The 21,866-nt window shown below is 72.0% G+C and carries 20 protein-coding genes and 1 pseudogene; 15 read left to right on the forward strand and 6 right to left on the reverse strand.

Features of this window, described 5'->3' with window-relative positions:
• Window positions 1-2 precede the first annotated feature (2 nt).
• Genes FHX82_RS16845 through FHX82_RS16860 form a run of 4 tightly spaced genes read right to left on the reverse strand, consistent with a single transcriptional unit; the run spans window position 3 to window position 5,310 of the window.
• On the reverse strand, window positions 3-1,064 hold the full coding sequence (locus FHX82_RS16845) for a lactonase family protein (protein WP_145938808.1): 1,062 nt from the start codon (window positions 1,062-1,064) through the stop codon (window positions 3-5).
• A gap of 9 nt (window positions 1,065-1,073) precedes the next feature.
• Window positions 1,074-2,456, reverse strand: a complete 1,383-nt coding sequence (locus tag FHX82_RS16850) for a GntP family permease (protein ID WP_145938807.1) — start codon at window positions 2,454-2,456, stop codon at window positions 1,074-1,076.
• The gene (locus FHX82_RS16855) at window positions 2,453-4,033 is read right to left on the reverse strand and encodes an N-acyl-D-amino-acid deacylase family protein (RefSeq protein WP_145938806.1); all 1,581 of its coding nucleotides are present in this window, start codon (window positions 4,031-4,033) and stop codon (window positions 2,453-2,455) included. Before FHX82_RS16855 ends, FHX82_RS16850 begins: the two co-directional genes overlap by 4 nt.
• A gap of 8 nt (window positions 4,034-4,041) precedes the next feature.
• Window positions 4,042-5,310 carry an amino acid deaminase gene (locus FHX82_RS16860; protein ID WP_145938805.1) on the reverse strand — a complete coding sequence of 423 codons (1,269 nt, stop codon included), beginning with the start codon at window positions 5,308-5,310 and terminating at the stop codon, window positions 4,042-4,044.
• A gap of 92 nt (window positions 5,311-5,402) precedes the next feature.
• Here FHX82_RS16860 and FHX82_RS16865 point away from each other — a divergent pair, with 92 nt between their 5' ends.
• Together FHX82_RS16865 and FHX82_RS16870 are read left to right on the forward strand one after the other, a co-directional pair.
• Window positions 5,403-6,149, forward strand: coding sequence for an IclR family transcriptional regulator (locus FHX82_RS16865; RefSeq protein WP_145938804.1), 747 nt, complete (start codon window positions 5,403-5,405; stop codon window positions 6,147-6,149).
• A gap of 14 nt (window positions 6,150-6,163) precedes the next feature.
• Entirely contained in the window at window positions 6,164-6,544 is a 381-nt protein-coding gene (locus FHX82_RS16870) for a RidA family protein (protein WP_145938817.1), read from the forward strand.
• A gap of 44 nt (window positions 6,545-6,588) precedes the next feature.
• Here FHX82_RS16870 and FHX82_RS16875 read toward each other — a convergent pair whose 3' ends face one another.
• Window positions 6,589-6,948, reverse strand: a complete 360-nt coding sequence (locus tag FHX82_RS16875; RefSeq protein ID WP_145938803.1) for a DUF1844 domain-containing protein — start codon at window positions 6,946-6,948, stop codon at window positions 6,589-6,591.
• A gap of 198 nt (window positions 6,949-7,146) precedes the next feature.
• Here FHX82_RS16875 and infC point away from each other — a divergent pair, with 198 nt between their 5' ends.
• The 7 genes and pseudogenes from infC (at window position 7,147) to pheT (ending at window position 13,641) form a co-directional block, all read left to right on the forward strand.
• Window positions 7,147-7,761: a translation initiation factor IF-3 gene (gene infC, locus FHX82_RS16880; protein ID WP_145938802.1), complete on the forward strand. Its 615-nt coding sequence runs from the start codon at window positions 7,147-7,149 to the stop codon at window positions 7,759-7,761.
• Window positions 7,762-7,832: 71 nt separating this feature from the next.
• Window positions 7,833-8,027: a 50S ribosomal protein L35 gene (gene rpmI, locus FHX82_RS16885; protein WP_145938801.1), complete on the forward strand. Its 195-nt coding sequence runs from the start codon at window positions 7,833-7,835 to the stop codon at window positions 8,025-8,027.
• Between the two features lie 67 nt (window positions 8,028-8,094).
• Entirely contained in the window at window positions 8,095-8,481 is a 387-nt protein-coding gene (gene rplT / locus FHX82_RS16890) for a 50S ribosomal protein L20 (protein ID WP_145938800.1), read from the forward strand.
• Window positions 8,482-8,552: 71 nt separating this feature from the next.
• A pseudogene (locus FHX82_RS38180) lies at window positions 8,553-8,747 on the forward strand (RNA methyltransferase substrate-binding domain-containing protein); the annotation flags it as partial.
• A 468-nt stretch (window positions 8,748-9,215) separates the two neighbouring features.
• Window positions 9,216-9,950, forward strand: coding sequence for a TrmH family RNA methyltransferase (locus FHX82_RS37995; RefSeq protein ID WP_373308702.1), 735 nt, complete (start codon window positions 9,216-9,218; stop codon window positions 9,948-9,950).
• Window positions 9,951-10,048: 98 nt separating this feature from the next.
• Entirely contained in the window at window positions 10,049-11,116 is a 1,068-nt protein-coding gene (gene pheS / locus FHX82_RS16905) for a phenylalanine--tRNA ligase subunit alpha (protein ID WP_145938990.1), read from the forward strand.
• Window positions 11,116-13,641: a phenylalanine--tRNA ligase subunit beta gene (pheT, locus tag FHX82_RS16910; protein WP_145938989.1), complete on the forward strand. Its 2,526-nt coding sequence runs from the start codon at window positions 11,116-11,118 to the stop codon at window positions 13,639-13,641. The genes pheS and pheT overlap by 1 nt, the downstream gene beginning before the upstream one ends.
• A gap of 35 nt (window positions 13,642-13,676) precedes the next feature.
• Here the strand turns inward: pheT and FHX82_RS16915 are convergent, their stop codons facing one another.
• Window positions 13,677-14,369: a DNA alkylation repair protein gene (locus FHX82_RS16915; RefSeq protein WP_145938992.1), complete on the reverse strand. Its 693-nt coding sequence runs from the start codon at window positions 14,367-14,369 to the stop codon at window positions 13,677-13,679.
• A 130-nt stretch (window positions 14,370-14,499) separates the two neighbouring features.
• On the opposite strand from FHX82_RS16915, the gene FHX82_RS16920 reads away from it, so the two are divergent.
• The 6 genes from FHX82_RS16920 (at window position 14,500) to FHX82_RS16945 (ending at window position 21,866) form a co-directional block, all read left to right on the forward strand.
• The gene (locus FHX82_RS16920; RefSeq protein ID WP_145938988.1) at window positions 14,500-16,077 is read left to right on the forward strand and encodes an alpha/beta hydrolase; all 1,578 of its coding nucleotides are present in this window, start codon (window positions 14,500-14,502) and stop codon (window positions 16,075-16,077) included.
• A gap of 191 nt (window positions 16,078-16,268) precedes the next feature.
• Complete coding sequence (locus FHX82_RS16925) at window positions 16,269-16,757, forward strand: helix-turn-helix domain containing protein (RefSeq protein ID WP_145938987.1); 489 nt, start codon at window positions 16,269-16,271, stop codon at window positions 16,755-16,757.
• Between the two features lie 810 nt (window positions 16,758-17,567).
• Window positions 17,568-18,596, forward strand: a complete 1,029-nt coding sequence (argC, locus tag FHX82_RS16930; RefSeq protein WP_145938986.1) for an N-acetyl-gamma-glutamyl-phosphate reductase — start codon at window positions 17,568-17,570, stop codon at window positions 18,594-18,596.
• A complete protein-coding gene (gene argJ, locus FHX82_RS16935) occupies window positions 18,593-19,753 on the forward strand; it encodes a bifunctional glutamate N-acetyltransferase/amino-acid acetyltransferase ArgJ (RefSeq protein WP_145938985.1) in 1,161 nt (386 codons plus the stop codon). Before argC ends, argJ begins: the two co-directional genes overlap by 4 nt.
• Window positions 19,750-20,670 (forward strand): acetylglutamate kinase, encoded by a 921-nt coding sequence (gene argB / locus FHX82_RS16940; RefSeq protein WP_145938984.1) that lies wholly within the window; start codon window positions 19,750-19,752, stop codon window positions 20,668-20,670. Before argJ ends, argB begins: the two co-directional genes overlap by 4 nt.
• Complete coding sequence (locus FHX82_RS16945) at window positions 20,667-21,866, forward strand: acetylornithine transaminase (RefSeq protein ID WP_145938983.1); 1,200 nt, start codon at window positions 20,667-20,669, stop codon at window positions 21,864-21,866. Before argB ends, FHX82_RS16945 begins: the two co-directional genes overlap by 4 nt.

Genomic DNA, 21,866 nt, shown 5'->3' on the forward strand with positions numbered 1-21,866 from the left:
CATTACAACAGCACCACCGCGACCGACGGCACCGCGAGCGAACCCCGCGCCGTGCCCAGCGCACCGGTGGCCGGGTCGCGGGGCAGCCACGTCACGGTGCCCGACCGCTGGTTCGACACGTACAGCCAGCGCTGCCCCGTGTCGAACGTGAAGTGCCGCGGCCACACCCCGCCGGTGGGCACGTTCTCGCCCAGGCGCTGGAGTTCCCGTCCCCGCACCGCGAACGTGGCGATCGTGTTCTCCCCGCGCACCGAGGTGTAGACGAACCGGCCGTCCGCGGACGCGGCGATCTCCCCGGGGTAGTTGGGCCCCGGCGAGGTGGCGGTGTCCACAACCTGCTCCGCGGTGAGGGTGCCGGTTCCGGCGTGCCAGCCCAGCACGGTGACCACCGGCGTCAGTTCGCACGCCAGGTACGCCAGCGGGCCCGCGGGGTGGAAGGTCAGGTGCCGGGGCCCGGTCCCGGCGGGCAGTTCGAGCTGCTGGTGCAGCGTCAGCCTGCCGCCGTCGAGCCGGTAGACGTACACCGAGTCCGCGCCCAGGTCCACCGACAGCACCCAGCGGCCGCTCGGGTCGGTCACCACCTGGTGCGCGTGCGGCTCCCCGCTCGCCGCGCTGTGCTGCACCAGGTCCGTGGCCTCGCCGAGCCTGCCGCCGGCCAGGATCGGGTGCACCACAACGGATCCCGAGCCGTAGTTGGCGGTCAGCAGGTACTTCCCGCTCGGGTGCACGGACAGGTGCGTGGGCAGCGAACCGAGCGTCGGCCGGGTGCCGAGGATCCTGCCGCTCACGTCCAGCGCGGTGACCGTGCCGGTGTCGCTCTCGTTGGTGGAGTACAGGACGTTGCCGCGGCGAGCGAACCACGACGCGTCCGGGACGCCGGGCACGGTGTGGTCCGCGCGCAGGCCCGGGGTGCCGACGGTGACGACGTCCAGCCCGTGCCCGGCGGGCTCGGAACTGGTGTAGCTGCCGACGAACGCGGTCCGCTTCGGACTGGCGAGAGCGGGGGTGGCGGTGAGCGCCAACGCGGTGGCGCCGAGGAAAGCGCGGCGGGGGAGCGGGGACACTTCGACCTCCTACACGAGCGCCATCAGCACGGCGGCGACGGCGAAACCGGTGACGGACAACAGGGTTTCCAGCACGGTCCAGGTCTTGAGGGTGTCGGAGACCGACAGCCCGAAGTAGCGCGAGACGATCCAGAACCCGCCGTCGTTGACGTGCGAGGCGATGATCGACCCGGCGGAGATCGCGACCACCAGCAGCGCCAGCTGCACCTGCGAGTAGTGCAGCTCGGTCACGGTCGGCGCGATGATGCCGCTCGTGGTCACGATCGCGACGGTCGCCGAGCCCTGCGCGACCCGCAGCCCGCAGCTGATCACGTACGCCGCGAAGATCACCGGCAGCCCGGCGTCGTGCAGCGAGTCCGCGACGGCCTTGCCGATCCCGGTCGCCGACAGCACCGCGCCGAAGAACGCCCCGGCGCCGACCACCAGCAGCAGCATCGCGACCGGCCGCAACGACGCGGCGGCCAGCTCGGACAGGTGCTTGCCCGTCATCCCGCGGCGGTAGCCCAGCAGCCACGACGCGAGCAGCACGGTGATCGTCAGCGCGACCGCGGGCGTGCCGACGAACGCGGCGATGCCCGCGAGCGTCGAGTCCTTGGGCAGCCAGATGCTGCCGAACGTGCCGGCCAGGATCAGCACGAGCGGTACCGCGATGATCCCGGTGACCAGCCCCAGCGACGGCGGGTGCTCGTCCTCCTCCTCGTCGACGACGATCATCTCCGCGGGCACCGGCCGGTTCATCCGCTTGCCGATCCACGTCGGGAACAGCACGCCGCTGACGAACCACGCCGGAATCCCGCACACGGCGCCCATCAGGATGATCCAGCCGAGGTCCACGTGCAGCAGCCCGGCCGCGGCGACCGGGCCGGGGTGCGGCGGGATGAACGCGTGCGTCATGGACAGGCCCGCGAGCAGCGGCAGGCAGTACAGCAGGATCGACCGGCCGCCCTGGCGCGCCGCGACGTACACCAGCGGCGCCAGCACGAAGATGCCGATGTCGAAGAACACCGGGATGCCGAAGATCAGGCCCGCGAGCCCCATCGCGAGCGGGGCGCGCTTCTCGCCGAACGCCCGCAGCAGCGCACCGGTCAGCACGCGGGCGCCACCGGAGCGTTCCAGGATCGACCCGAGCAGCGTGCCCAGGCCGATGATCGCCGTGATGTGCCCGAGGATGCTGCCGAAACCCTTTTCCAGCAAGGAGTCCGACGTCTTCTGCGCGGTGCCGACGATCGTGCCGACGGGCAGGCCCGCGGCGAGCGCGGTCAGCAGGCCCACCACGATCAGCGCGATGAACGGCTCGACCTTCAGCCTGATGATCAGCGCCAGCAGGACGGCGATGGACACCGCGGCGAGGACGAGCAGCCCGCCGGTCGTGTGTTGCAGCCAGTGGATCAAGCGGACCTCCGCAGCGAATGCCCGGCGAGCGCGCCGGTCGGGGACCCGTCTTCGAGCGTGGCGACGCCGTTGACGAAGACGTGGGTGATGCCCTCGGCGGGTTGCCGCGGGTCGTCGAAGGTGGCGGTGTCGCGGATCGTCGCCGGGTCGAACAGCACCAGGTCGGCCGCGTAGCCCGGTTTGACGAGCCCCCGGTCGGTCAGCCGCAGCCGCCGCGCGGGCCGTCCGGTCAGGTGCGCGACGCACTCGGGCAGGTCGAGCACGCCGAGCTCGCGGACGTAGTGGCCGAGGTAGCGGGGGAACGTGCCCCACGCCCGCGGGTGCGGCCGGTCACCGACCAGGAGCCCGTCGCTGCCGCCGGTGTGGGTGCGGTGGCGCATGATCGTCCGGACGTTCTCCTCGTGCCCGACGTGCATCAGGCAGGAGGTGCCCAGCCGTTCGGACACCAGCACGTCGAAGTACAGCCGCGCGGGCGGGATCCCTTGCCGCCGCGCGGATTCCGCGACGGTGTGGCCGACGAGGTGCGCGTTCTCCGCCTTGCGCACGCCGTTGATCTCGATGGTGTCCCAGTCGATCGGCACACCGTGCGCGCCGTCGGAACCGGTCTCCTCGATGTCGACACGGATCCTTTCGCGACTGTCCGGATCGGACAGTCGCGCCAGCGTCGCCGCCAGCCCGCCCTCGGCGGACCAGCTCGGCAGCAGCGCGGACAGGTAGGTCGCGCCCGGCAGGTACGGGTAGGTGTCGAGGGTGATGTCGGCGCCGTCGTCGAGCGCCTCGTCCAGCAGGCGCAGCAGGTCGGGTGCCTTTCCCTTGTTCACGGAGAAATTCATCGTCGCGTGCGCCAGGTGCAGCGGGCAGTGCGCGCGGCGCGACACGTCGACCATCTCCGCGAACGCCTCCAGCGCGCCCGCGCCATAGCTGCGGTGGTGCGGGCTGTAGTAGCCGCCGAGCGAGCCGACGACCTCGCACAACGCGACCAGTTCGGCGGTGTCCGCGTACATGCCCGGCGTGTACGTCAGCCCCGACGACATGCCCACCGCGCCCTCGCGCAGCCCGGTGGCCACCAGCTCCCGCATCCGGTCCAGTTCGGACTCCGTCGCGGGCCGGGCGTCGTGCCCGACGACGAGCATCCGCACGGTGCCCTGCGGCACCAGGTACGCGGCGTTGACGGCGATGCCCTCGTCGAGCCGGTCCAGGTACTCGCCGACCGAGCGCCACGACCACGCGAAGCCCGGCGGGTCGTCGTTCCAGCCCGCGAGCTGCTGGCGCAGCGCCGCGAGGGTCTCGTCGTCGACCGGGGCGTAGGACAGCCCGTCCTGGCCCAGGACCTCCGTCGTGACGCCCTGCGAGACCTTCGCCAGGTGGTCGGGCCGGGCGAGGATCTGCAGGTCCGAGTGCGAGTGCATGTCGATGAACCCGGGCGCCAGCACGAGCCCGCCGGCGTCGATCGTGCGGCGCCCGGTGAGCGAGGGGCCGATCTCGGCGATGCGGCCCTCGCTGATCCGGACGTCGGCACGCGTGAGGGGAGCCCCGGTGCCGTCGGCGATCCGGGCACCGCGGAGCACTGTGTCCATGCCGGTCCCTAGAAGTAGGTGCGAACGAAGTCGACGACGGTGCCGCCGTCCACCACGGGCAGCAGGGTCCACTTGTCGAACACCGTGCACGGGTGCGACAGGCCCAGGCCGACCCAGTCACCGACGCGTAGCGGCGAACCGGCGGGAAGTGCGACGAACGCGTGCTGGTCGTTCAGCGCGGTCACCCGGTGCCCGTCCAGCCGCCGCGTCTGCCCGTCCCGGCGCACCAGCTGAGGCTCGGGCAGCCCCTCGTCGAAGGAGGCGTCGCGCTTGCCGAGCGTTAGCAGCGCGAGGTCCTCGGTGGGCTTCGACGTCACCTGCGCCCACGCCCGCAAGGCCGGGCGGAGTTGGTCGGTGAGCGGCGAGATGGACCGGTAGAAGCCGTCGTCGTGCGTGATGTAGGCACCGCTGCGCAGGACCGTCAGCACGTCGAGGCCGTCGGGCCAGCCGGCGAGCTCGGCGACGACGAGGTCGAAGTACGCGCTGCCCCCGGCCGTGACCACGATCTGCCCGTCGAAGAAGCCCCGCTCCGCCAACGTGATCGCGAGGCCGCGCAGATTGCGGAGGTACGCGCTGACGACCTCCCGCGACCGCGCCGAGTTGTCGTGCGCGAGCGCGCCCTCGTACCCGCTGACACCGCCGAGCCGCAGCACCGGGCTGTCCCGCACGGCTTCCGCGATCGCGAGCGCCGTCGCCTCGTCCCGCGCGCCGGTCCGCCCGCCGTCCCCGCCCAGCTCGACCAGCACGTCCACCGGCCGTGCCGTGCCACGCAACGCCTCGGTCATCAGCTCGACGGCGGCGACCGAGTCCACCCAGCAACTGAACTCGAAGCCCGGGTCACGCTCCAGCTCGCCCGCGAGCCAGCGCAACGCGGCCGGCTCGACCAGCTGGTTCGCCAGCAGCACGCGCGACACCCCGAACGCCCGGTAGACCCGCAGTTGGCTCGCATTCGCGGCGGTGATGCCCCACGCGCCCTGCTCGATCTGGCGCGCGAACAGCTGAGGTGCCATGGTCGTCTTGCCGTGCGGCGCGAGCAGCACGCCGTGCTCGGCGCACCACGCCGCCACCGTCCGCAGGTTGTGCTCCAGCGCGTCGGCTTCGAGCACCACGACCGGGCCCGGAAAGCCGTCCTCGAACAGGTCGAGCCGCCGCTTCGCCGCGTCGGCGAGCGAAAGCCCCCACAACGCCGGCGGCACCGCCTTGAACCGCCAGTCGAGCGTTTCGGCCCGGAGGGCGGCCAGCGCGGCCTGGTCGATCGAGCAGGGAGAGGACGCCATCGCTACTCCGTTGCGTAATGTGCAATCGGCATTGCACATGATGATGGAAGTAGATGTAGCATCGTCACCCGTGCGGGTCAATGGGAGCGGTTGTGAGCCAAAGTCTTGATCGTGGGCTGAGCGTGCTCGGCGCGCTCGCGCGGGGCACGGACACGCTCGACGCGCTGGCCGAGGAGCTGGGCGTGCACAAGTCCACAGTGCTGCGGCTGCTGCGGACGCTGGAGGCGCACCACTTCGTGCGGCGCGAGGGGCAGCGGCACTACCGGCTCGGCAGCGCGCTGTTCGACCTCGCCAGCCGCGCGCTCGAAGACCGCGACGTGCGCCGCAGCGCCGCTCCCGCGCTGGCCGCGCTCAACGCGCGCACCGGGCACACCGTGCACCTCGCCACGTACGAGGAGGGCGAGGTCGTCTACGTCGACAAGTACGAGGGCCGGCACAGCGTGCGGATGTACTCGCGGATCGGCAAGCGCGCCCCGCTGCACTGCACGGCCGTCGGCAAGGTGCTGGTCGCCGCGTTCGACCCGGAACGCCGCGAAGAGATCGCGCGTTCGCTGGAGTACCCGGCGCTGACCGGGAACACGATCACCACCGCGGAGGCGTACCTCGACGAGCTGGCGCGCGTGGCCGAGCAGGGCTATGCCGTCGACAACGCCGAGCACGAGGACTTCATCCACTGCGTCGCGGCGCCCGTGCGCGGGCCCGGCGGCGCGGTGCTCGCGGCGGTGTCGCTGTCGGTGCCGCGCGTGCTGCTCGACTACGACGGCCTGCTCGCGCTGCTGCCCGAGCTGACCGCCACCGCGGAGGAAGCCTCCGTCCACAGTGGATGGACGGGACAGTGAGAGAGGGGAATTCGATGGGCAAGGTCGCGATCAGCACCGGGAACGCGCCGAAACCCGCCGCGAACTATTCGCCGGGCGTGCGCAAGGGGAACATCCTGCAGGTCGCCGGGCAGGTCGGGGTCGACCCCGCCACGGGCGAGGTCGCGGGCACCACGGTGGCCGAGCAGGCACGGCAGGCGTTCGCGAACGTCGAAGCGGTGCTGGCGGCGGCCGGTTCGAGCTTCGACGACGTGGTGATGGTGCGCGTGTACCTGACCGACACCGCGCACTTCGCGGAGTTCAACGAGGTCTACAACCAGCTGGTGAAGGAGCCGTACGCGGCGCGCACCACGGTCTACGTGGGCCTGCCGGAGGGGCTGCTGGTGGAGATCGACGCGCTCGCCGTCCTCGACTGAGAACTCCCCGCCGCGGGGCCTGCTGCGGCCCCGCGGCGGGAGTGTCAGTGGACGGGGCCGGTGTACTTCTCGCCGGGGCCCTGGCCGGGGGCGTCGGGCACGGCGGAGGCCTCGCGGAAGGCCTTCTGGAGTGACTGGAGGCCGTCGCGCAGCGGGGCGGCGTGCAGGCCGAGGTACTCGGCGGACGCCGTGACCAGTCCCGCGAGCGCGGTGATCAGGCGGCGGGCTTCGTCGAGGTCGCGGTGCGGGCTGGAGTCCGGGTCGGGGTCGGCCAGGCCGAGGCGCTCGGCCGCCGCGGACATGAGCATCACGGCCGCCCGGCTGATCACCTCCACGCTGGGGATGTCCTCCAGCTCGCGCACGCCCGGGGAATTCTCGGGCTGGGGGGAAGCGTTGTAAGACACGTCTGCTACCCTTCCACGTGCGACCAGCCTCCGAGAGATCGGGGGCCGCAAGTGGAGCCCCGCTCCCACCCGCGTTGCCGTACCGGCGGCCGGGTCCGGTCTCGCCACCTTCGAGGTGGCGAAGCGTCCGCATCGGCGGGCGCGATCGGAACAGGGCCCCGCGTGCCGGCGTTGAGAACGAAGCCGGCGTCGGGGCCCGTGGTATGTGGGCACCAGGTCGAGCAGGCTGGACAACTTTCCTCGGACCAAGGAGGCCACATCAGTTCCGAGACACGCATCAACGACCGCATCCGCGTTCCGGAGGTCCGGCTCGTCGGACCCAACGGTGAGCAGGTCGGGATCGTCAAGATCGAGGATGCGCTCAGGCTGGCACAGGACGCGGACCTCGACCTCGTCGAGGTCGCGGCACAGGCGCACCCGCCCGTCTGCAGGCTCATGGACTACGGCAAGTTCAAGTACGAGAGCGCGCAGAAGGCCCGCGAGTCACGCCGCAACCAGCAGCTGACCGTCATCAAAGAGCAGAAGCTGCGTCCCAAGATCGACCAGCACGACTACGAGACGAAGAAGGGGCACGTGTCCCGCTTCCTCGCCGCTGGTAACAAGGTCAAGGTGACCATCATGTTCCGTGGTCGCGAGCAGTCCCGGCCCGAGCTCGGGTTCCGGCTGCTGCAGAAGCTCGCCGACGAGGTGGCTGAGCTCGGCTACGTGGAGTCCTCGCCGAAGCAGGACGGCCGGAACATGATCATGGTGCTGGCGCCGCACAAGAACGCGAAGGCGAAGCAGAAGGCGGCCAAGGAGCCGGTCGAGTCCTGACGGGGCTTCGCGCAGACGCAGTCCGCAGCACACCGGGCGACCGGTGTGCTGCACTCTGAAGGAGATCAATCATGCCCAAGATGAAGACGCACAGCGGGACTTCCAAGCGAGTCCGCGTGACCGGCAGCGGCAAGCTGCGCCGCCAGCGGGCCGGCCGTCGTCACATTATGGAGAAGAAGGCCAGCAAGGTCGCCCGCCGCCTGGAGGGCACCACCGAGATCGCCAAGAACGACGTGGGCCGGGTCAAGCGGCTCCTCGGTCGCTGAGCTTTCCAGGACTCGCTTCGTAAACCCGGGGTGCTCCCGCGCCCCCTGAGATCGACAGGATGGACCCGTGGCACGCGTCAAGCGGGCGGTGAACGCCCAGAAGAAGCGTCGCGCAACCCTCGAACTGGCCAGCGGCTACCGCGGTCAGCGTTCGCGGTTGTACCGCAAGGCCAAGGAGCAGACGCTCCACTCGCTCAACTACGCCTACCGGGACCGTCGCGCCCGCAAGGGTGACTTCCGCCAGCTGTGGATCACCCGCATCAACGCGGCGGCCCGGCAGAACGGCGTGACCTACAACCGGTTCATCCAGGGCCTCAAGGCCGCCGGTGTCGAGGTCGACCGGAAGGTGCTGGCCGACCTGGCCGTCAACGACGCCGCGGCGTTCGCGGCGCTGGCGGAGGTCGCCAAGCAGAACGTGACGACCGGCCCGGACTCCGAGAAGAAGTCGGCCTGAGCACGAACACCACCCGGCCCGGGGCGGATCCGTTCACCGAACGGACCCCCCGGGTCGTTGCTGCGCGCCGGTTGACGAGGCGAGCGGACCGCCAGAAGGCGGGCCGCTTCCTGGCGGAGGGCGCGAACGCGGTGGCCGCGGCCTTGGCCCGCGAGCCGGGCTTCGTGCACGAGCTGTTCGTGACCACCCGAGCCGAGCAGGCGCACCCGGAACTGGTCGCCGCCGCCCGGGAAGCGGGCGTCCGAGTCTCCCCGGTAACCGACCGCGCCGCGGCGGCCCTGTCGGAGACGGTGACCCCGCAGGGCATCGTCGCGGTCTGCGACCTGCTGGACAGGCCCCTGGAGGAGGTCCTGCCCCCGGCCCCCGGCGGTGATTCGGCCCCTGGCGGTGGTTCGGCGCTCGGCGGCGCCCCGGCGCCTGGCGGTGGTTCGACGCTGCCCGGCGGTAGCTCGGTGTCGCCCGGCGATGGCGTCGCGCTCGGCCGCACGCCTGAACCCGGCAGTAGCCCGGCACCCGGCAGTAGCCCGGCACCCGGCAGTAGCCCGGCGCCCGGCAGTAGCCCGGCGCCCGGCAGTAGCCCGGCGCCCGGCAGCCCCCCGGCGTCCGGCAGTGGCTCGACGCTGCCCGGCGATGGCCCCGCGCCCGGCCGCACGCCTGAGCCCGGCAGCACCCCGACGCCCGGCGCTGCCACGAAGTCGCCCAGCGATGACCCCGCGCCCGGCGGCGCCCCCGCGATGCCGACCCCGGATCCCGGCGGCGCCCGCCTCACGTTGACGCCTCCCGCCGTGGAGCCGGTGTCTGCTCCTGCGGGCGAGTCGTCGACCTCCGCAACCTCGCCCTCCGCCACCATCGGCGAGGCCGCCGCTCCTGGTAGCGCAACCGCGGCCCCCGCTGTCCGTGATGAGGCTGACACTGATGTCGCCACCTCCGCGGCAGCCGCCCCCGCCTCCGATGCTCCCGCCGTCCCCAACCCCGCGGCCGCTGTTGGCGTCCCGTCAATCCCACGCCTGGTCGCCGTCCTGGTGGATGTCGCCGATCCGGGCAATGCGGGCACCGTCATCCGTGTCGCGGACGCCGCCGGGGCCGACGCCGTGATCCTGGCCGGCGACAGTGTCGACCCGCACAACGGCAAGTGCGTGCGCGCCTCCGCCGGCAGCCTGTTCCACCCACCGGTCGCCCGCGAGCGCGACGTCGCCCGCGTCCTCGCCGCGTGCCGCGCCGCAGGGTTGCGCCTGCTCGGCGCCCACGGCTACGCCGAAACCGAACTTCCCGCCGTCCCGCTCGACGAGCCCGTGGCTTGGGTCTTCGGCAACGAGGCCCACGGCCTGCCCGCCGAGGTCCTCGACGCCGTGGACGAAACCGTCCGCATCCCGATCTACGGCGGGGCCGAAAGCCTCAACCTGGCGACCGCCGCCGCCGTCTGCCTGTACGGCAGTGCCATGGCCCAGCGCAGGTCGAGCGGAGGGTGACCGGCCGTCACCGGATGACAGTCGCCTAGAATCTGCCGGTAATCGCTTACGTGTGCTCGCGCCGAGCCGCGGACCCGTCCAGCGGACGCTGAGGAGTTATGTCCGGAGCCAACGACAAGCAGGAGCCGCAGCCGGCCGACGCGCTGAAGCCGGAGACCCTGCAGGCGGCGATCAAGAACGCCGAGGCCGAGTTCGCCCAGGCGGCGGACCTCGACGCGCTGGCCGCCGTCAAGCCCGCCCACCTCGGCGACCACTCGCCCCTGCTGCTGGCGCGCCGCGCCATCGGCGCCCTGCCCAAGGACGAGAAGTCCGAGGCGGGCAAGCGCGTCAACGAGGCCCGCCAGGCCATCCAGGGCGCCTTCGACGCCCGCCGCGCCGTGCTGCAGGTCGAGCGCGACGAGCGCGTGCTGCGCGAGGAAGCCGTCGACGTGACCCTGCCGTGGGACCGCGTGCCCCGCGGCGCCCGCCACCCCATCACCACGATCAGCGAGCGCGTCGCCGACGTGTTCGTCGCGATGGGGTGGGAGGTCGCCGAGGGCCCGGAGCTCGAGGCCGAGTGGTTCAACTTCGACGCCCTGAACTTCGGCAAGGACCACCCGGCCCGCCAGATGCAGGACACCTTCTACGTCGGCGAGCCCGGCTCGGGTCTCGTGTTGCGCACCCACACCTCCCCGGTGCAGGCGCGCACGCTCCTGCACCGCGACCTGCCCGTCTACGTCGTGTGCCCCGGCCGCACCTACCGCACCGACGAGCTGGACGCCACGCACACCCCCGTCTTCTCCCAGGTCGAGGGCCTCGCGGTGGACAAGGGGCTCACGATGGCCAACCTCAAGGGCACCCTCGACGCGTTCGCCCGCGCGATGTTCGGCGAGCGCTCCCGGACCAGGCTGCGCCCCCACTTCTTCCCGTTCACCGAGCCGTCGGCCGAGGTCGACGTGTGGTTCGAGGAGAAGAAGGGCGGCCCGGGCTGGGTCGAGTGGGGCGGCTGCGGCATGGTCCACCCGAACGTGCTGCGCGCCTGCGGGGTCGACCCGCAGGTGTACAGCGGCTTCGCGTTCGGCATGGGTCTCGAGCGCACCCTGCAGTTCCGCAACGGCATCCCCGACATGCGCGACATGGTCGAGGGCGACGTTCGCTTCACCCTTCCCTTCGGAACGGAGGCATAGTGCGAGTCCCCGTGAGCTGGCTCCTCGAGCATCTCGACGCCGGCGAGGTCGGACCGCAGGAGCTGGCCGACGCCTTCGTCCGGATCGGGATGGAGATCGAGGAGGTCCAGCCCCTCAACGTGATCAGCGGCCCCGTCGTGGTCGGCCGTGTCGCCGAGATCGAGGAGCTGACGGGCTTCAAGAAGCCCATCCGGTACTGCCGCGTCGAAACCGGCGAGGACGACCTGCCGGACGACGAAGGCGACGAGCAGAACGCGGGCCCGCACGGGCTCAAGACGCGCGGCATCGTCTGCGGCGCCACCAACTTCGCGGAGGGCGACCTCGTGGTGGTCGCGCTGCCGGGCAGCGAGCTGCCCGGCGGTTTCGCGATCGCCCAGCGCAAGACCTACGGCCGCGTCAGCGACGGCATGATCTGCTCCGCCCGCGAGCTCGGCCTCGGCGACGACCACACCGGCATCCTCGTGCTGCCGCCGTCCACGGCCTCCCCGGGTGACGACGCGCGCGCCGTGCTCGGCCTCGAGGACACCGTGCTGGACGTCGTGCCGACCCCTGACCGCGGCTACGCCCTGTCGGTGCGTGGCCTCGCGCGCGAGCTGGCCTGCGCCCTCGACGTGCCGTTCGGCGACCCCGCCGCGATCGACCTGCCGGAGCCCGAGGGCGAGGCGTGGCCGGTGCGGATCGAGAGCGAGGACGGCTGCAAGCGGTTCGTCCTGCGCCGGGTCACCGGCCTGGACGCCACCGCACCCACCCCGTGGTGGCTGCGCCGCAGGCTGCTGCTCGCCGGGATCCGGTCCATCTCGCTCGCGGTGGACGTGACCAACTACGTGATGCTCGAACTCGGGCACCCGCTGCACGCCTTCGACTCCGCGTCGGTGAAGGGCGAGCTGGTCGTCCGCCGCGCGCGGCAGGGCGAGAAGCTGACCACCCTCGACGACGTCGAGCGGGCCCTCGACCCCGACGACGTGGTCATCGCCGACGACAGCGGCGTGATCTCGCTGGCGGGGACCATGGGCGGCGCGAGCACCGAGATCAGCCCGGAGAGCACCGACGTGCTCCTCGAAGCGGCGCACTGGGACCCGGCGTCGATCAGCCGCACCGCCCGCCGCCACAAGCTGTTCTCCGAGGCGGCGAAGCGTTTCGAGCGCTACACCGACCCTCAGCTGTGCGCGGCCGCCGTCGAGCTCGCCGCGCGCCTGCTGCGCCGGTACGGCGAGGGCAGCATCCAGCCGGGCCGCACCGATGTCGGGCACGTGGAGCCGATGGCACCGGTCACGATGCCGATCGACCTGCCGGACCGGGTCGCCGGCGTGCGCTACGAGCGCGGCGTGACCGTGCGCAGGCTCGGCCAGATCGGCTGCAAGGTCCAGGTCAGTACCTCCGACGAGGGCGTCGCGCAGGTCACCGCCGTGCCGCCGAGCTGGCGCGGCGACCTGCTGCAGCCCGCCGACCTGGTGGAGGAGGTGCTGCGGCTGGAGGGCTACGACAGCATCCCGTCCACGCTGCCGCCCGCTCCGCCCGGCGCCGGGCTCACCGAGAGCCAGCGCCGTCGCCGGACCGTGTCGCGCGCACTGGCCGAAGCCGGGTACGTCGAGGTGCTGCCGTTCCCGTTCATGTCGGACGAGACGTGGGACGCCTTCGGCCTTGCCGGTGACGACGTGCGGCGCCACACCGTCAAGGTGCAGAACCCGCTGGAGGCCGACAAGGACCGGATGGCCACCTCGCTGCTGCCGGGCCTGCTGGAAACCCTGCAGCGCAACGTGTCCCGCGGTTTCCGCGACCTGGCGCTGTTCCACGTCGGCCAGGTGGTGCTGCCCAGCGCGGCGCCCGTCCCGATGCCCGAACTCGGCGTCGGTGACCGGCCGGGCGACGAGGAGCTGGCCCAGCTCGAGGCCGCCGTGCCTCCGCAGCCGCTGCACGTGGCCGTGGTACTGGCCGGGCAGCGCGCCCGCTCCGGCTGGTGGGGCGAGGGCGAGCAGGCGAACTGGGCCGACGCGGTCGAGGCCGCGCGGCTCGTCGGCGCCGCCGCGGGCGTCGAGCTGCGGGTCCGGGCCGCGGATCTCGCACCGTGGCACCCCGGCCGGTGCGCCCAGCTGCGCGTGGGCGACTGGCCGGTGGGGCATGCCGGTGAGCTGCACCCCAAGGTGGTCGAGGCGCTCGGGCTGCCGAAGCGCACGGTGGCGATGGAGCTCGACCTGGACGCCATCCCGCTGCCCGAGAGCAGGCCGGCCCCGGCGGTCTCGCCGTACCCGCCGGTACTGCTGGACATCGCGCTCGTCGTGGACGCCAAGGTGCCGGCCGCCGATCTCGCCGAGGCCGTCACTGCGGGCGGCGGTGAGCTGCTGGAGGACGTCACGCTGTTCGATGCCTACACCGGTGACCAGGTGGGTGAGGGCAAGCGCTCCCTGGCCTACAAGCTGCGCTTCCGCGCGCCGGACCGGACGCTGACCGTGGAGGAGGCGACCAAGGCGCGCGACGCCGCGGTCGCCGAGGCGGCCTCGCGGTTCGGTGCCGTCCTGCGGGGCTGACGCTGCTGTCGCGGTGAGCCGGAGCCACCTCCGGCTCACCGCGGCACGTGCTTGAGCGCTTCGCGCACCGACAGCGGCGAAAGCCCGGGATGCGTGTCGACGAAGCGCGTCACCCAGTCCGGATCGAGCCGACTGTACTGCCGCAGCGCCCACCCGATCGCCTTGCGCAGGAAGAACTCCCGCGCGTCGAGGTTCGCTTCGATCGCGAAGCTCAGCAGTGCCAGGTCGGTTTCCTCCTTCGCGCCGAGCTGGCAGATGATCGCCGTCCGGCGGCGCCACAGGTCGGTGTCGACGGCCCAGCGCCGCATGACGGGCTCCACTGTGGCCGGTTGGGCCCGCAGCAAAGGCCCGACGCGATGCGCGGCGATCTCGTCGACGAAGTCCCACCAGGCCCCAGTCACGATCATCTCTTCGTGCAACGGCAACAGGCCGGTGTCCTGCCACCGCGCGTACGGCCGGTTCCCCGTCAGGTCGATCGCGACGTAACGCTCCTCCCGGAACTCCGCCTCCCGCCACAGCTTCTCCGCGACCGCGACGAAGGACTCCTTGTCCGGTAAGGGATGAGCGGCGAACACCCGGCGGGTCACCTGCTGCCGGACGGGTTTCGGCACGCCGTGGAACGGCATCGCCGACTTCATGTAGCGGCGCATCTCCACCGCCTTCTCCGGATCGCCTGCCGCGGCGAGGGATTCCCGGACCGCCGTCACCAGATCGTCCACAGTGTCCACCTCCATCGGGTGACCAGGGGAAGTACCGACGAATGTCGGGTGGCGAAACCGAACGAGATCCGAAAGGTTGTACCGAAACGTTGCTCGTTTCCGTTGGATCCCAGCGGGATTGTCGACGAAAAGGACCAAAGTGAACAAACTCGTCTCCGCGTTCGCGGTGGCCGGCCTGCTCGCCGCCTCCGTGGTCGCGGCCGTCCCGGCGAACGCGGCTCCGGCGCTGCCGGAGTTCGACCCGGCGCCGATCACCTGGGGAACCTGCGCCTCTACCGGCCTGCAGAAGGCGGGCGCGCAGTGCGGCTTCCTCGAGGTGCCGCTCGACTACCGCGATCCGGAGGGCACCAAGATCTCGCTCGCGGTCTCGCGGGTTCGGCACACCACGGCGCAGTCGCAGGGGGTCATGCTCGTCAACCCGGGAGGCCCCGGCGGATCCGGCCTGACCCTCTCGGTGCTCGGCCGCTCGGTGCCCCACCACGCCGGGGACTCCTACGACTGGATCGGCTTCGATCCCCGTGGCGTCGGCGCCAGCAAGCCCGCGCTGTCGTGCGACCCGGACTACTTCGGCTACAACCGGCCCGACTACGTGCCCCGCACGCCGCAGCTGGAGCAGACCTGGCTCGCTTCGTCGAAGGCGTACGCCGCGGCCTGCGCGAAGAACGGGCCACTGCTCGACCACATGAAGACCAGGGACTCCGCGCAGGACATGGAGTCGCTGCGCAAGGCGCTCGGCGAGCAGCAGATCAACTACTACGGCTTCTCCTACGGCACCTACCTCGGCCAGGTGTACTCGACGCTGTACCCGCAGCGGGTGCGGCGGATGGTGCTCGACAGCACCGTGGACCCGCGCAAGGTCTGGTACCGGGCCAACCTGGACCAGGACATCGCCTTCGACCACAACATCGGGATCTACTTCGACTGGGTGGCGAAGTACGACAGCGTCTACCACCTCGGCACGTCCGGCGACGCGGTCGAGAAGCTCTGGTACGACCAGCAGCAGAAGCTCGCGCAGAGCCCCGCGGGCGGAGTGGTCGGGCCGGACGAGTGGACCGACATCTTCCTGCAGGCCGGCTACTACCGGTTCGGCTGGGAGGACATCGCGAAGGCGTTCAGCGGCTGGGTGCACGACGGCGACTGGCAGACGCTCAAGGCGCTCTACGACGACTCCGCAAGCCCGGGCGACGACAACGGGTACGCGGTGTACGCCGCGGTGCAGTGCAGCGACGTCCAGTGGCCGCAGAGCTGGGGGAAGTGGCGCGTCGACAACTCTGCGACGTACTTCCGCGCTCCGTTCGAGACGTGGGGCAACGCCTGGTACAACGCACCCTGCCTGTTCTGGCCCGCGAAGGCGGGCGTGCCGGTGAAGATCAACGGCGCGAAGGTGCGGAGCGCCCTGCTCATCGACGAGGAGCTCGACGCCGCGACGCCGTTCGAGGGCAGCCTGCAGGTGCGCCGCCTCTACCCGAACTCGGCGCTGATCAGCGAACCCGGCGGCATGACCCACGCCGACTCGCTCTCCGGTGACGCGTGCGTGGACGACCAGGTGGCGGACTACCTGGCCACGGGCAAGCTGCCCGAGCGCAAGCCGGGCAACGGCCCCGACACCACGTGCGACCCGCTGCCCGACCCGGTGCCCGCCGGGGCCGCGGCCAAGTCCGACACGGACGCCACGCAGCAGCCCCTTCAGCCGCTGACGGGCCCCGCGCGGCGCTGATCGTCCGGCCTTCGCCGCCCCGGTGTGCTCGCCGGGGCGGCGTTGTCGTTCGTGGTGGTTCATGCGGCCCCCAGATGGCTCGTGGTCGTGTGCCCAGCACGGTACGAGCGGGGTACGACAGTTTCGGAACGCGACCGCCCGGAAGCCCCCGGTGACGAAAATTGTCGGAGGGTGCCGCTAGCGTCCGCGGCATGAACATCATCGAAGAGCACCGGACCAAGATCCGGGCCGGCGAGAACACCTATTCCATCGAGGTCAGCGCGGTGCCGGACGGCGAGCGTCCGCAACGGCTGATCGTGAGCATCGGCGGGGCGGACCCCCAGGGCGAGTCCGTCGTGGACGGGCACCTGGAGCTCGCCCCGGCGGCCGCGGAGGCCCTGGGCTCCGTGCTGTCCGAGACGCTGCGGCACCACGCGGCGATCACCGAACCGGGAGGCCGAAGAACACGGGCACGACCCGCGAGCCAGGGGCGGCCGTGGACGCCGAAGCAGGACGCGGACCTGGAGCGCCGCTGGATCGAACGCGTCCCGATAGCCGACATCGCGGCCGAGTTCGAGCGGTCACCGGGCGGCATCCGCGCCCGGCTGCCGAGGGTGGGCTGCGATCCCGAGCGGCCGGGGGAGTACCTGCCCGAGCCGCCGAGCCAGCGATCCGGCGGGGGAGGGTCGCCGGACTCCTGACCGGCCTGGTGGGGGCGGCTGCGTGCCGCCCCCACCCGGGGCTGCCCTGCGACCGGACGCTCGCTCGGGCCGCTCGGGCCGCTCGGGCCGCTCGGGCCGCTCGGGCCGCTCGGGCTGCTCGGGCTGTCGGGTCCGGCGGTTGCGTGCCGCCCCACCCGGGGCTGCCCGGTGTCCGGACGCTCGCTCGGGCTGGTCGCGCTGGTCCGGCGGTCGCATCGCCCGCCCCAGTGTCGGCACGCTCGCTCGGCTGCTCGGCTGCTCGGCTGCTCGGCTGCTCGGCTGCTCGGCTGCTCGGCTGCTCGGCTGCTCGCTGTCGGGTCCGGCGGGTTGCGTGCCGCCCCACCCGGGGCTGCCCGGTGTCCGGATGCTCGCTTGGCTCGGGTTACTTGAGCTGGTCCGGCGGTTGCACCCCCCGGGGGTGGTCCGTGTCGGCAGGTTCGCTCGGGCCGCTCAGACTGTCGGGTCCGCGGTTGCATGCCGTCCCCGAGGTGCCCCGTGACCGGGCGCTCGGTCCGGTCACAGGGCTGGTCCGGCGGGTTGCGTGCCGCCCCCACCCGGGGGCTGCCCGGTGTCCGCACGTTCGCTCGGGCTGCTCGGGCCGGGCCGACGGCTGGGCCACGGTGTCCGCACCCTCGCACGGGCTGTCGCGTCCGGCGGCGGCCAGTACGAACCCGGCGCCCGGCACGACGACCGGCACCGGCCGCCCACCTGTGAAAATTCCGAACCCCGGAAAGGAGCCGCCATCCATCATCCCTCAGCGTGACACACCCGCCGTTGATTGACCTTGCGCTGTCATGCATAATCATTCGTATGACGGTGAAGGTCGCGGTGGCCGGGGCGAGCGGGTACGCGGGTGGCGAGCTCCTGCGTCTGCTCCTCGTGCACCCGGAAGTGGAGATCGGCGTGCTGACCGCTGCCAGCAGCGCGGGTACCCCGCTGGGGCAGCACCAGCCCCACCTGGCCCCGCTGGCCGGCCGTGTCCTGCGCGAGACGACGGCGGAGACCCTCGCCGGGCACGACGTCGTCTTCCTCGCGCTGCCGCATGGTCATTCGGCGGAGATCGCGGCGCAGCTCGGGCCCGACGTGCTGGTCGTCGACCTGGGCGCCGACCACCGGCTGCGCGAGCCGGCGGACTGGCAGCGCTGGTACGGCGGCACCCACGCGGGCACCTGGCCCTACGGCCTGCCCGAGCTGCCCGGTGCCCGCGAAAAGCTGGCGGGTACCAAGCGGATCGCGGTGCCCGGCTGCTTCCCGACCGGCGGCACGCTGGCGCTCGCACCGGCGCTGGCCGCGGGGCTCGTGCGACCCGAGGTCTCCGTCGTCTCGGTCACCGGCACGTCCGGCGCGGGCAAGAGCCTGAAGCCGCACCTGCTCGGGTCCGAGGTGATGGGGTCCGCGAGCGCCTACGGGGTGGGTGGCGCGCACCGCCACACGCCGGAGTTCGCGCAGAACCTCGGTCTCGTGGCGGGGCAGCCGGTCACGGTGTCGTTCACGCCGGTGCTCGCGCCGATGCCGCGCGGGATCCTCACCACCGCGAGCGCGCCGCTGTTGTCCGATATGGACACCGCGGACGCGCGGGCGGTGTACGAGAAGGCGTACGACGACGAGCCTTTCGTGCAGCTGCTGCCCGAGGGAGCCTGGCCGACCACGGCGGCGACGCTGGGTTCCAACAACGTGCAGCTGCAGGTGACCGTGGACCGCGACGCGCGCAGGCTGGTCGCGGTGTCCTCGATCGACAACCTGACCAAGGGCACCGCGGGTGGTGCCGTCCAGTCCATGAACCTCGCCCTCGGTCTCCCTGAGACCACCGGACTTTCGACCGTAGGAGTCGCCCCGTGACCGTCACCGGACCGAAGGGGTTCCGCGCCGCCGGAGTGGCCGCCGGGATCAAGGCGTCCGGCGCGCTGGACCTCGCGCTCGTCGTCAACGACGGCCCCGAGCAGGCGGCCGCCGGCGTGTTCACCCGCAACGTGATCAAGGCCGCGCCGGTGCTGTGGTCCCAGGAGGTGCTGCGCCACCAGCGGCTGCGTGCCGTGGTGCTCAACTCGGGCGGGGCGAACGCCGCGACCGGGCCCGGCGGGTTCCAGGACACGCACGCGACGGCGGAGAAGGTCGCGAAGGTCCTCGACACCGGAGCGGTCGAGGTCGCCGTGTGCTCCACCGGCCTCATCGGCGAGCGGCTGCCGATGGACGCGGTCCTGTCCGGAGTGGACACGGCGGCGGAGGCGCTGGCGGACACACCGGAGGCGGGCGTCGCCGCGGCCACGGCCGTCATGACCACCGACACCAAGCCGAAGCACACCTACAAGACGCACGCCGGCGGCTGGGGCATCGGCGGCATGGCGAAGGGCGCCGGCATGCTGGCGCCGAACCTCGCGACGATGCTCTCGGTCGTCACGACCGACGCCTCGATCGAGCCGGACGCGCTCGACGCGGCCCTGCGCGCCGCCACGCGGGTCACGTTCGACCGGCTGGACGTCGACGGCGGCACGTCGACCAACGACACCGTGCTGCTCCTGGCGTCCGGCGCCAGCGGGATCGCCCCGAAGCTGGACGACTTCACCGAGCTGCTCACCGCGGTCTGCCTCGACCTCGTCTACCAGCTGCGCGCCGACTCCGAAGGCGCCACGAAGGACGTCGACATCGTCGTCCGCGGCGCGGCGAGCGAGCAGGACGCGATCAACGTCGGCCGCACGGTCGCCGAGGACAACCTGGTCAAGACCGCACTGTTCGGCTCAGACCCGAACTGGGGCCGCGTCGCGATGGCGCTCGGCCGCGCCCAGGCCGAGATCGACCCGGAGACGGTGTCGATCACCATCAACGGCGTCACGCTGTTCGCGCACGGCACCACCGCCGCCGACCGCTCGGCCGCCGACCTGTCCGGCCGTGCGATCGAGATCCTGATCGACCTCGGTGTCGGCACCAGCACGGCGACGATCTACAGCACCGACCTGTCGCACGGTTACGTCGAAGAGAACAGCGCGTACTCCTCATGACGCCTTCCGAAGCCCTCGTGCCGGCCGACGACCGGCTCGCCACCGCCGCCGAGAAGGCCGGCGTCCTCATCGAGGCCCTGCCGTGGCTGCAGCGCTTCCACGGCGCCACCGTCGTGGTCAAGTACGGCGGCAACGCGATGATCGACAACGAGCTCAAGCACGCGTTCGCGCAGGACATGGTGTTCCTCCGGCTCGCCGGGCTGCACCCGGTCGTGGTGCACGGCGGCGGGCCGCAGATCACCGCGATGCTGGGCCGTCTCGGCATCGAGGGTGAATTCAAGGGCGGCCTGCGCGTCACCACGCCCGAGACGATGGACGTCGTGCGCATGGTCCTGGTCGGGCAGGTCAGCCGCGAGCTGGTCGGCCTGATCAACGCGCACGGCCCCTACGCCGTCGGCATCTCCGGCGAGGACGCCCAGCTGTTCATCGCCGAGCGCAAGCAGGCGACGGTCAACGGCGAAGCGGTCGACGTCGGGCTGGTCGGCGAGGTCGCGTCGGTGAACCCCGCCGCGGTGCTCGACATCGTCAACGCCGGGCGCATCCCCGTCGTGTCCACCGTCGCCCCGGACGTCGACGGTGTGGTGCACAACGTCAACGCCGACACCGCCGCCGGTGCGCTCGCCGCGGCGCTGGGAGCCGAGAAGCTGGTCGTGCTCACCGACGTCGAGGGCCTGTACGCGAACTGGCCGGACCGCTCCTCGCTCGTCGACCGCATCCGCGTCGACCGGCTCGAACAGCTGCTGCCGTCACTGGCCAGCGGCATGATCCCCAAGATGGAGGCGTGCGCGAAGGCCGTCCGCGGCGGGGTCCGCGGCGCGCACGTGATCGACGGCCGCATCGCCCACTCCGTCCTGCTCGAAGTGTTCACCTCCCGCGGAATCGGCACCATGGTCCTGCCCGAAGAGGAGCCCTCATGACCCCGATAACGTCCAATGTGGACGGCCAGGCGCACTGGCGGTCCGCGCTCATGGACAACTACGGCACACCGCAGCTGACGCTGGTCCGCGGGGAGGGCGCGCGCGTCTGGGACGCCGAGGACAACGAGTACGTCGACCTGCTGGGCGGGATCGCGGTGAACGCGCTCGGTCACGCCCACCCCGAGGTCGTGCGCGCGGTCACTGAGCAGATCACGAAGCTCGGGCACACCTCGAACCTGTACGTGAACCCGGTCGCCGTCGAGTTCGCCGAGGCCCTGCTGGACGTCGCCGGGCTGACCGGCAACGCGAAGGTCCTGTTCGTCAACTCCGGCGCGGAGGCGAACGAGGCCGCGATCAAGATCAGCAGGCTTACCGGGCGCACGAAGATCGTCGCGTGCGAGGGTGCCTTCCACGGCCGCACGATGGGCTCGCTCGCGCTCACCGGCCAGCCGGCGAAGCGCGAGCCGTTCGAGCCCGTCATGCCGGGCGTCACGCACGTCCCCTTCGGCGACGTCGACGCACTGCGCGCCGCGGTGGACGAGGAGACCGCGGCGGTCGTGCTGGAGCCGATCCTCGGTGAGGGCGGGGTCATCCCCGCGCCCGACGGCTACCTGCAGGCCGCGCGCGAGATCACCAAGAACACCGGCGCCCTGCTGATCCTCGACGAGGTGCAGACCGGCATCGGGCGCACCGGCACGTGGTTCGCCTTCCAGCGCGCCGGGATCACGCCGGACGTGTTCACCCTCGCCAAGGGCCTCGGCGGCGGCCTGCCGCTCGGCGCCACCATCGGCGTCGGCGCGGCCGCGGACCTGCTCAAGCCGGGCCAGCACGGCACCACTTTCGGCGGCAACCCGGTGTGCTGCGCCGCGGGCCTCGCCGTGCTGCGCACCATCGCCCGCGACAACCTCAACGACCACGTGTCCGCGCTGGGCAAGGACATCGTCACCGGCGTCGAGGAGTTGAAGCACCCGCTGGTCGGCGGCGTCCGCGGCGCGGGCCTGCTGATCGGGATCGCGTTGCGCGAACCGGTCGCCCCCGCGGTCGCCAAGGCCGCGCAGGACGCCGGTTACCTCGTCAACCCGGTCGCCCCGGACGCCATCCGGCTCGCGCCGCCCCTGATCCTCAGCGAGGAGCAGGCCCAGGGCTTCCTCGCGGCACTCCCCGGCGCCCTCGACTCCGCGAACCCGAAGGACTGA

Origin of the sequence: Amycolatopsis bartoniae (assembly GCF_014191255.1) — a bacterium.
GTDB classification, from domain to species: Bacteria; Actinomycetota; Actinomycetes; order Mycobacteriales; family Pseudonocardiaceae; genus Amycolatopsis_E; species Amycolatopsis_E bartoniae.

Bases quoted from the DNA above. Each gene is read 5' to 3' on its own strand.
- FHX82_RS16855 (WP_145938806.1), bottom strand. From the start codon at position 4,033: ATGGACACAGTGCTCCGCGGTGCCCGGATCGCCGACGGCACCGGGGCT.
- FHX82_RS16860 (WP_145938805.1), bottom strand. From the start codon at position 5,310: ATGGCGTCCTCTCCCTGCTCGATCGACCAGGCCGCGCTGGCCGCCCTC.
- FHX82_RS16870 (WP_145938817.1), top strand. From the start codon at position 6,164: ATGGGCAAGGTCGCGATCAGCACCGGGAACGCGCCGAAACCCGCCGCG.
- rpmI (WP_145938801.1), top strand. From the start codon at position 7,833: ATGCCCAAGATGAAGACGCACAGCGGGACTTCCAAGCGAGTCCGCGTG.
- FHX82_RS37995 (WP_373308702.1), top strand. From the start codon at position 9,216: ATGCCGACCCCGGATCCCGGCGGCGCCCGCCTCACGTTGACGCCTCCC.
- pheS (WP_145938990.1), top strand. From the start codon at position 10,049: ATGTCCGGAGCCAACGACAAGCAGGAGCCGCAGCCGGCCGACGCGCTG.
- FHX82_RS16925 (WP_145938987.1), top strand. From the start codon at position 16,269: ATGAACATCATCGAAGAGCACCGGACCAAGATCCGGGCCGGCGAGAAC.
- argC (WP_145938986.1), top strand. From the start codon at position 17,568: ATGACGGTGAAGGTCGCGGTGGCCGGGGCGAGCGGGTACGCGGGTGGC.
- argB (WP_145938984.1), top strand. From the start codon at position 19,750: ATGACGCCTTCCGAAGCCCTCGTGCCGGCCGACGACCGGCTCGCCACC.
- FHX82_RS16945 (WP_145938983.1), top strand. From the start codon at position 20,667: ATGACCCCGATAACGTCCAATGTGGACGGCCAGGCGCACTGGCGGTCC.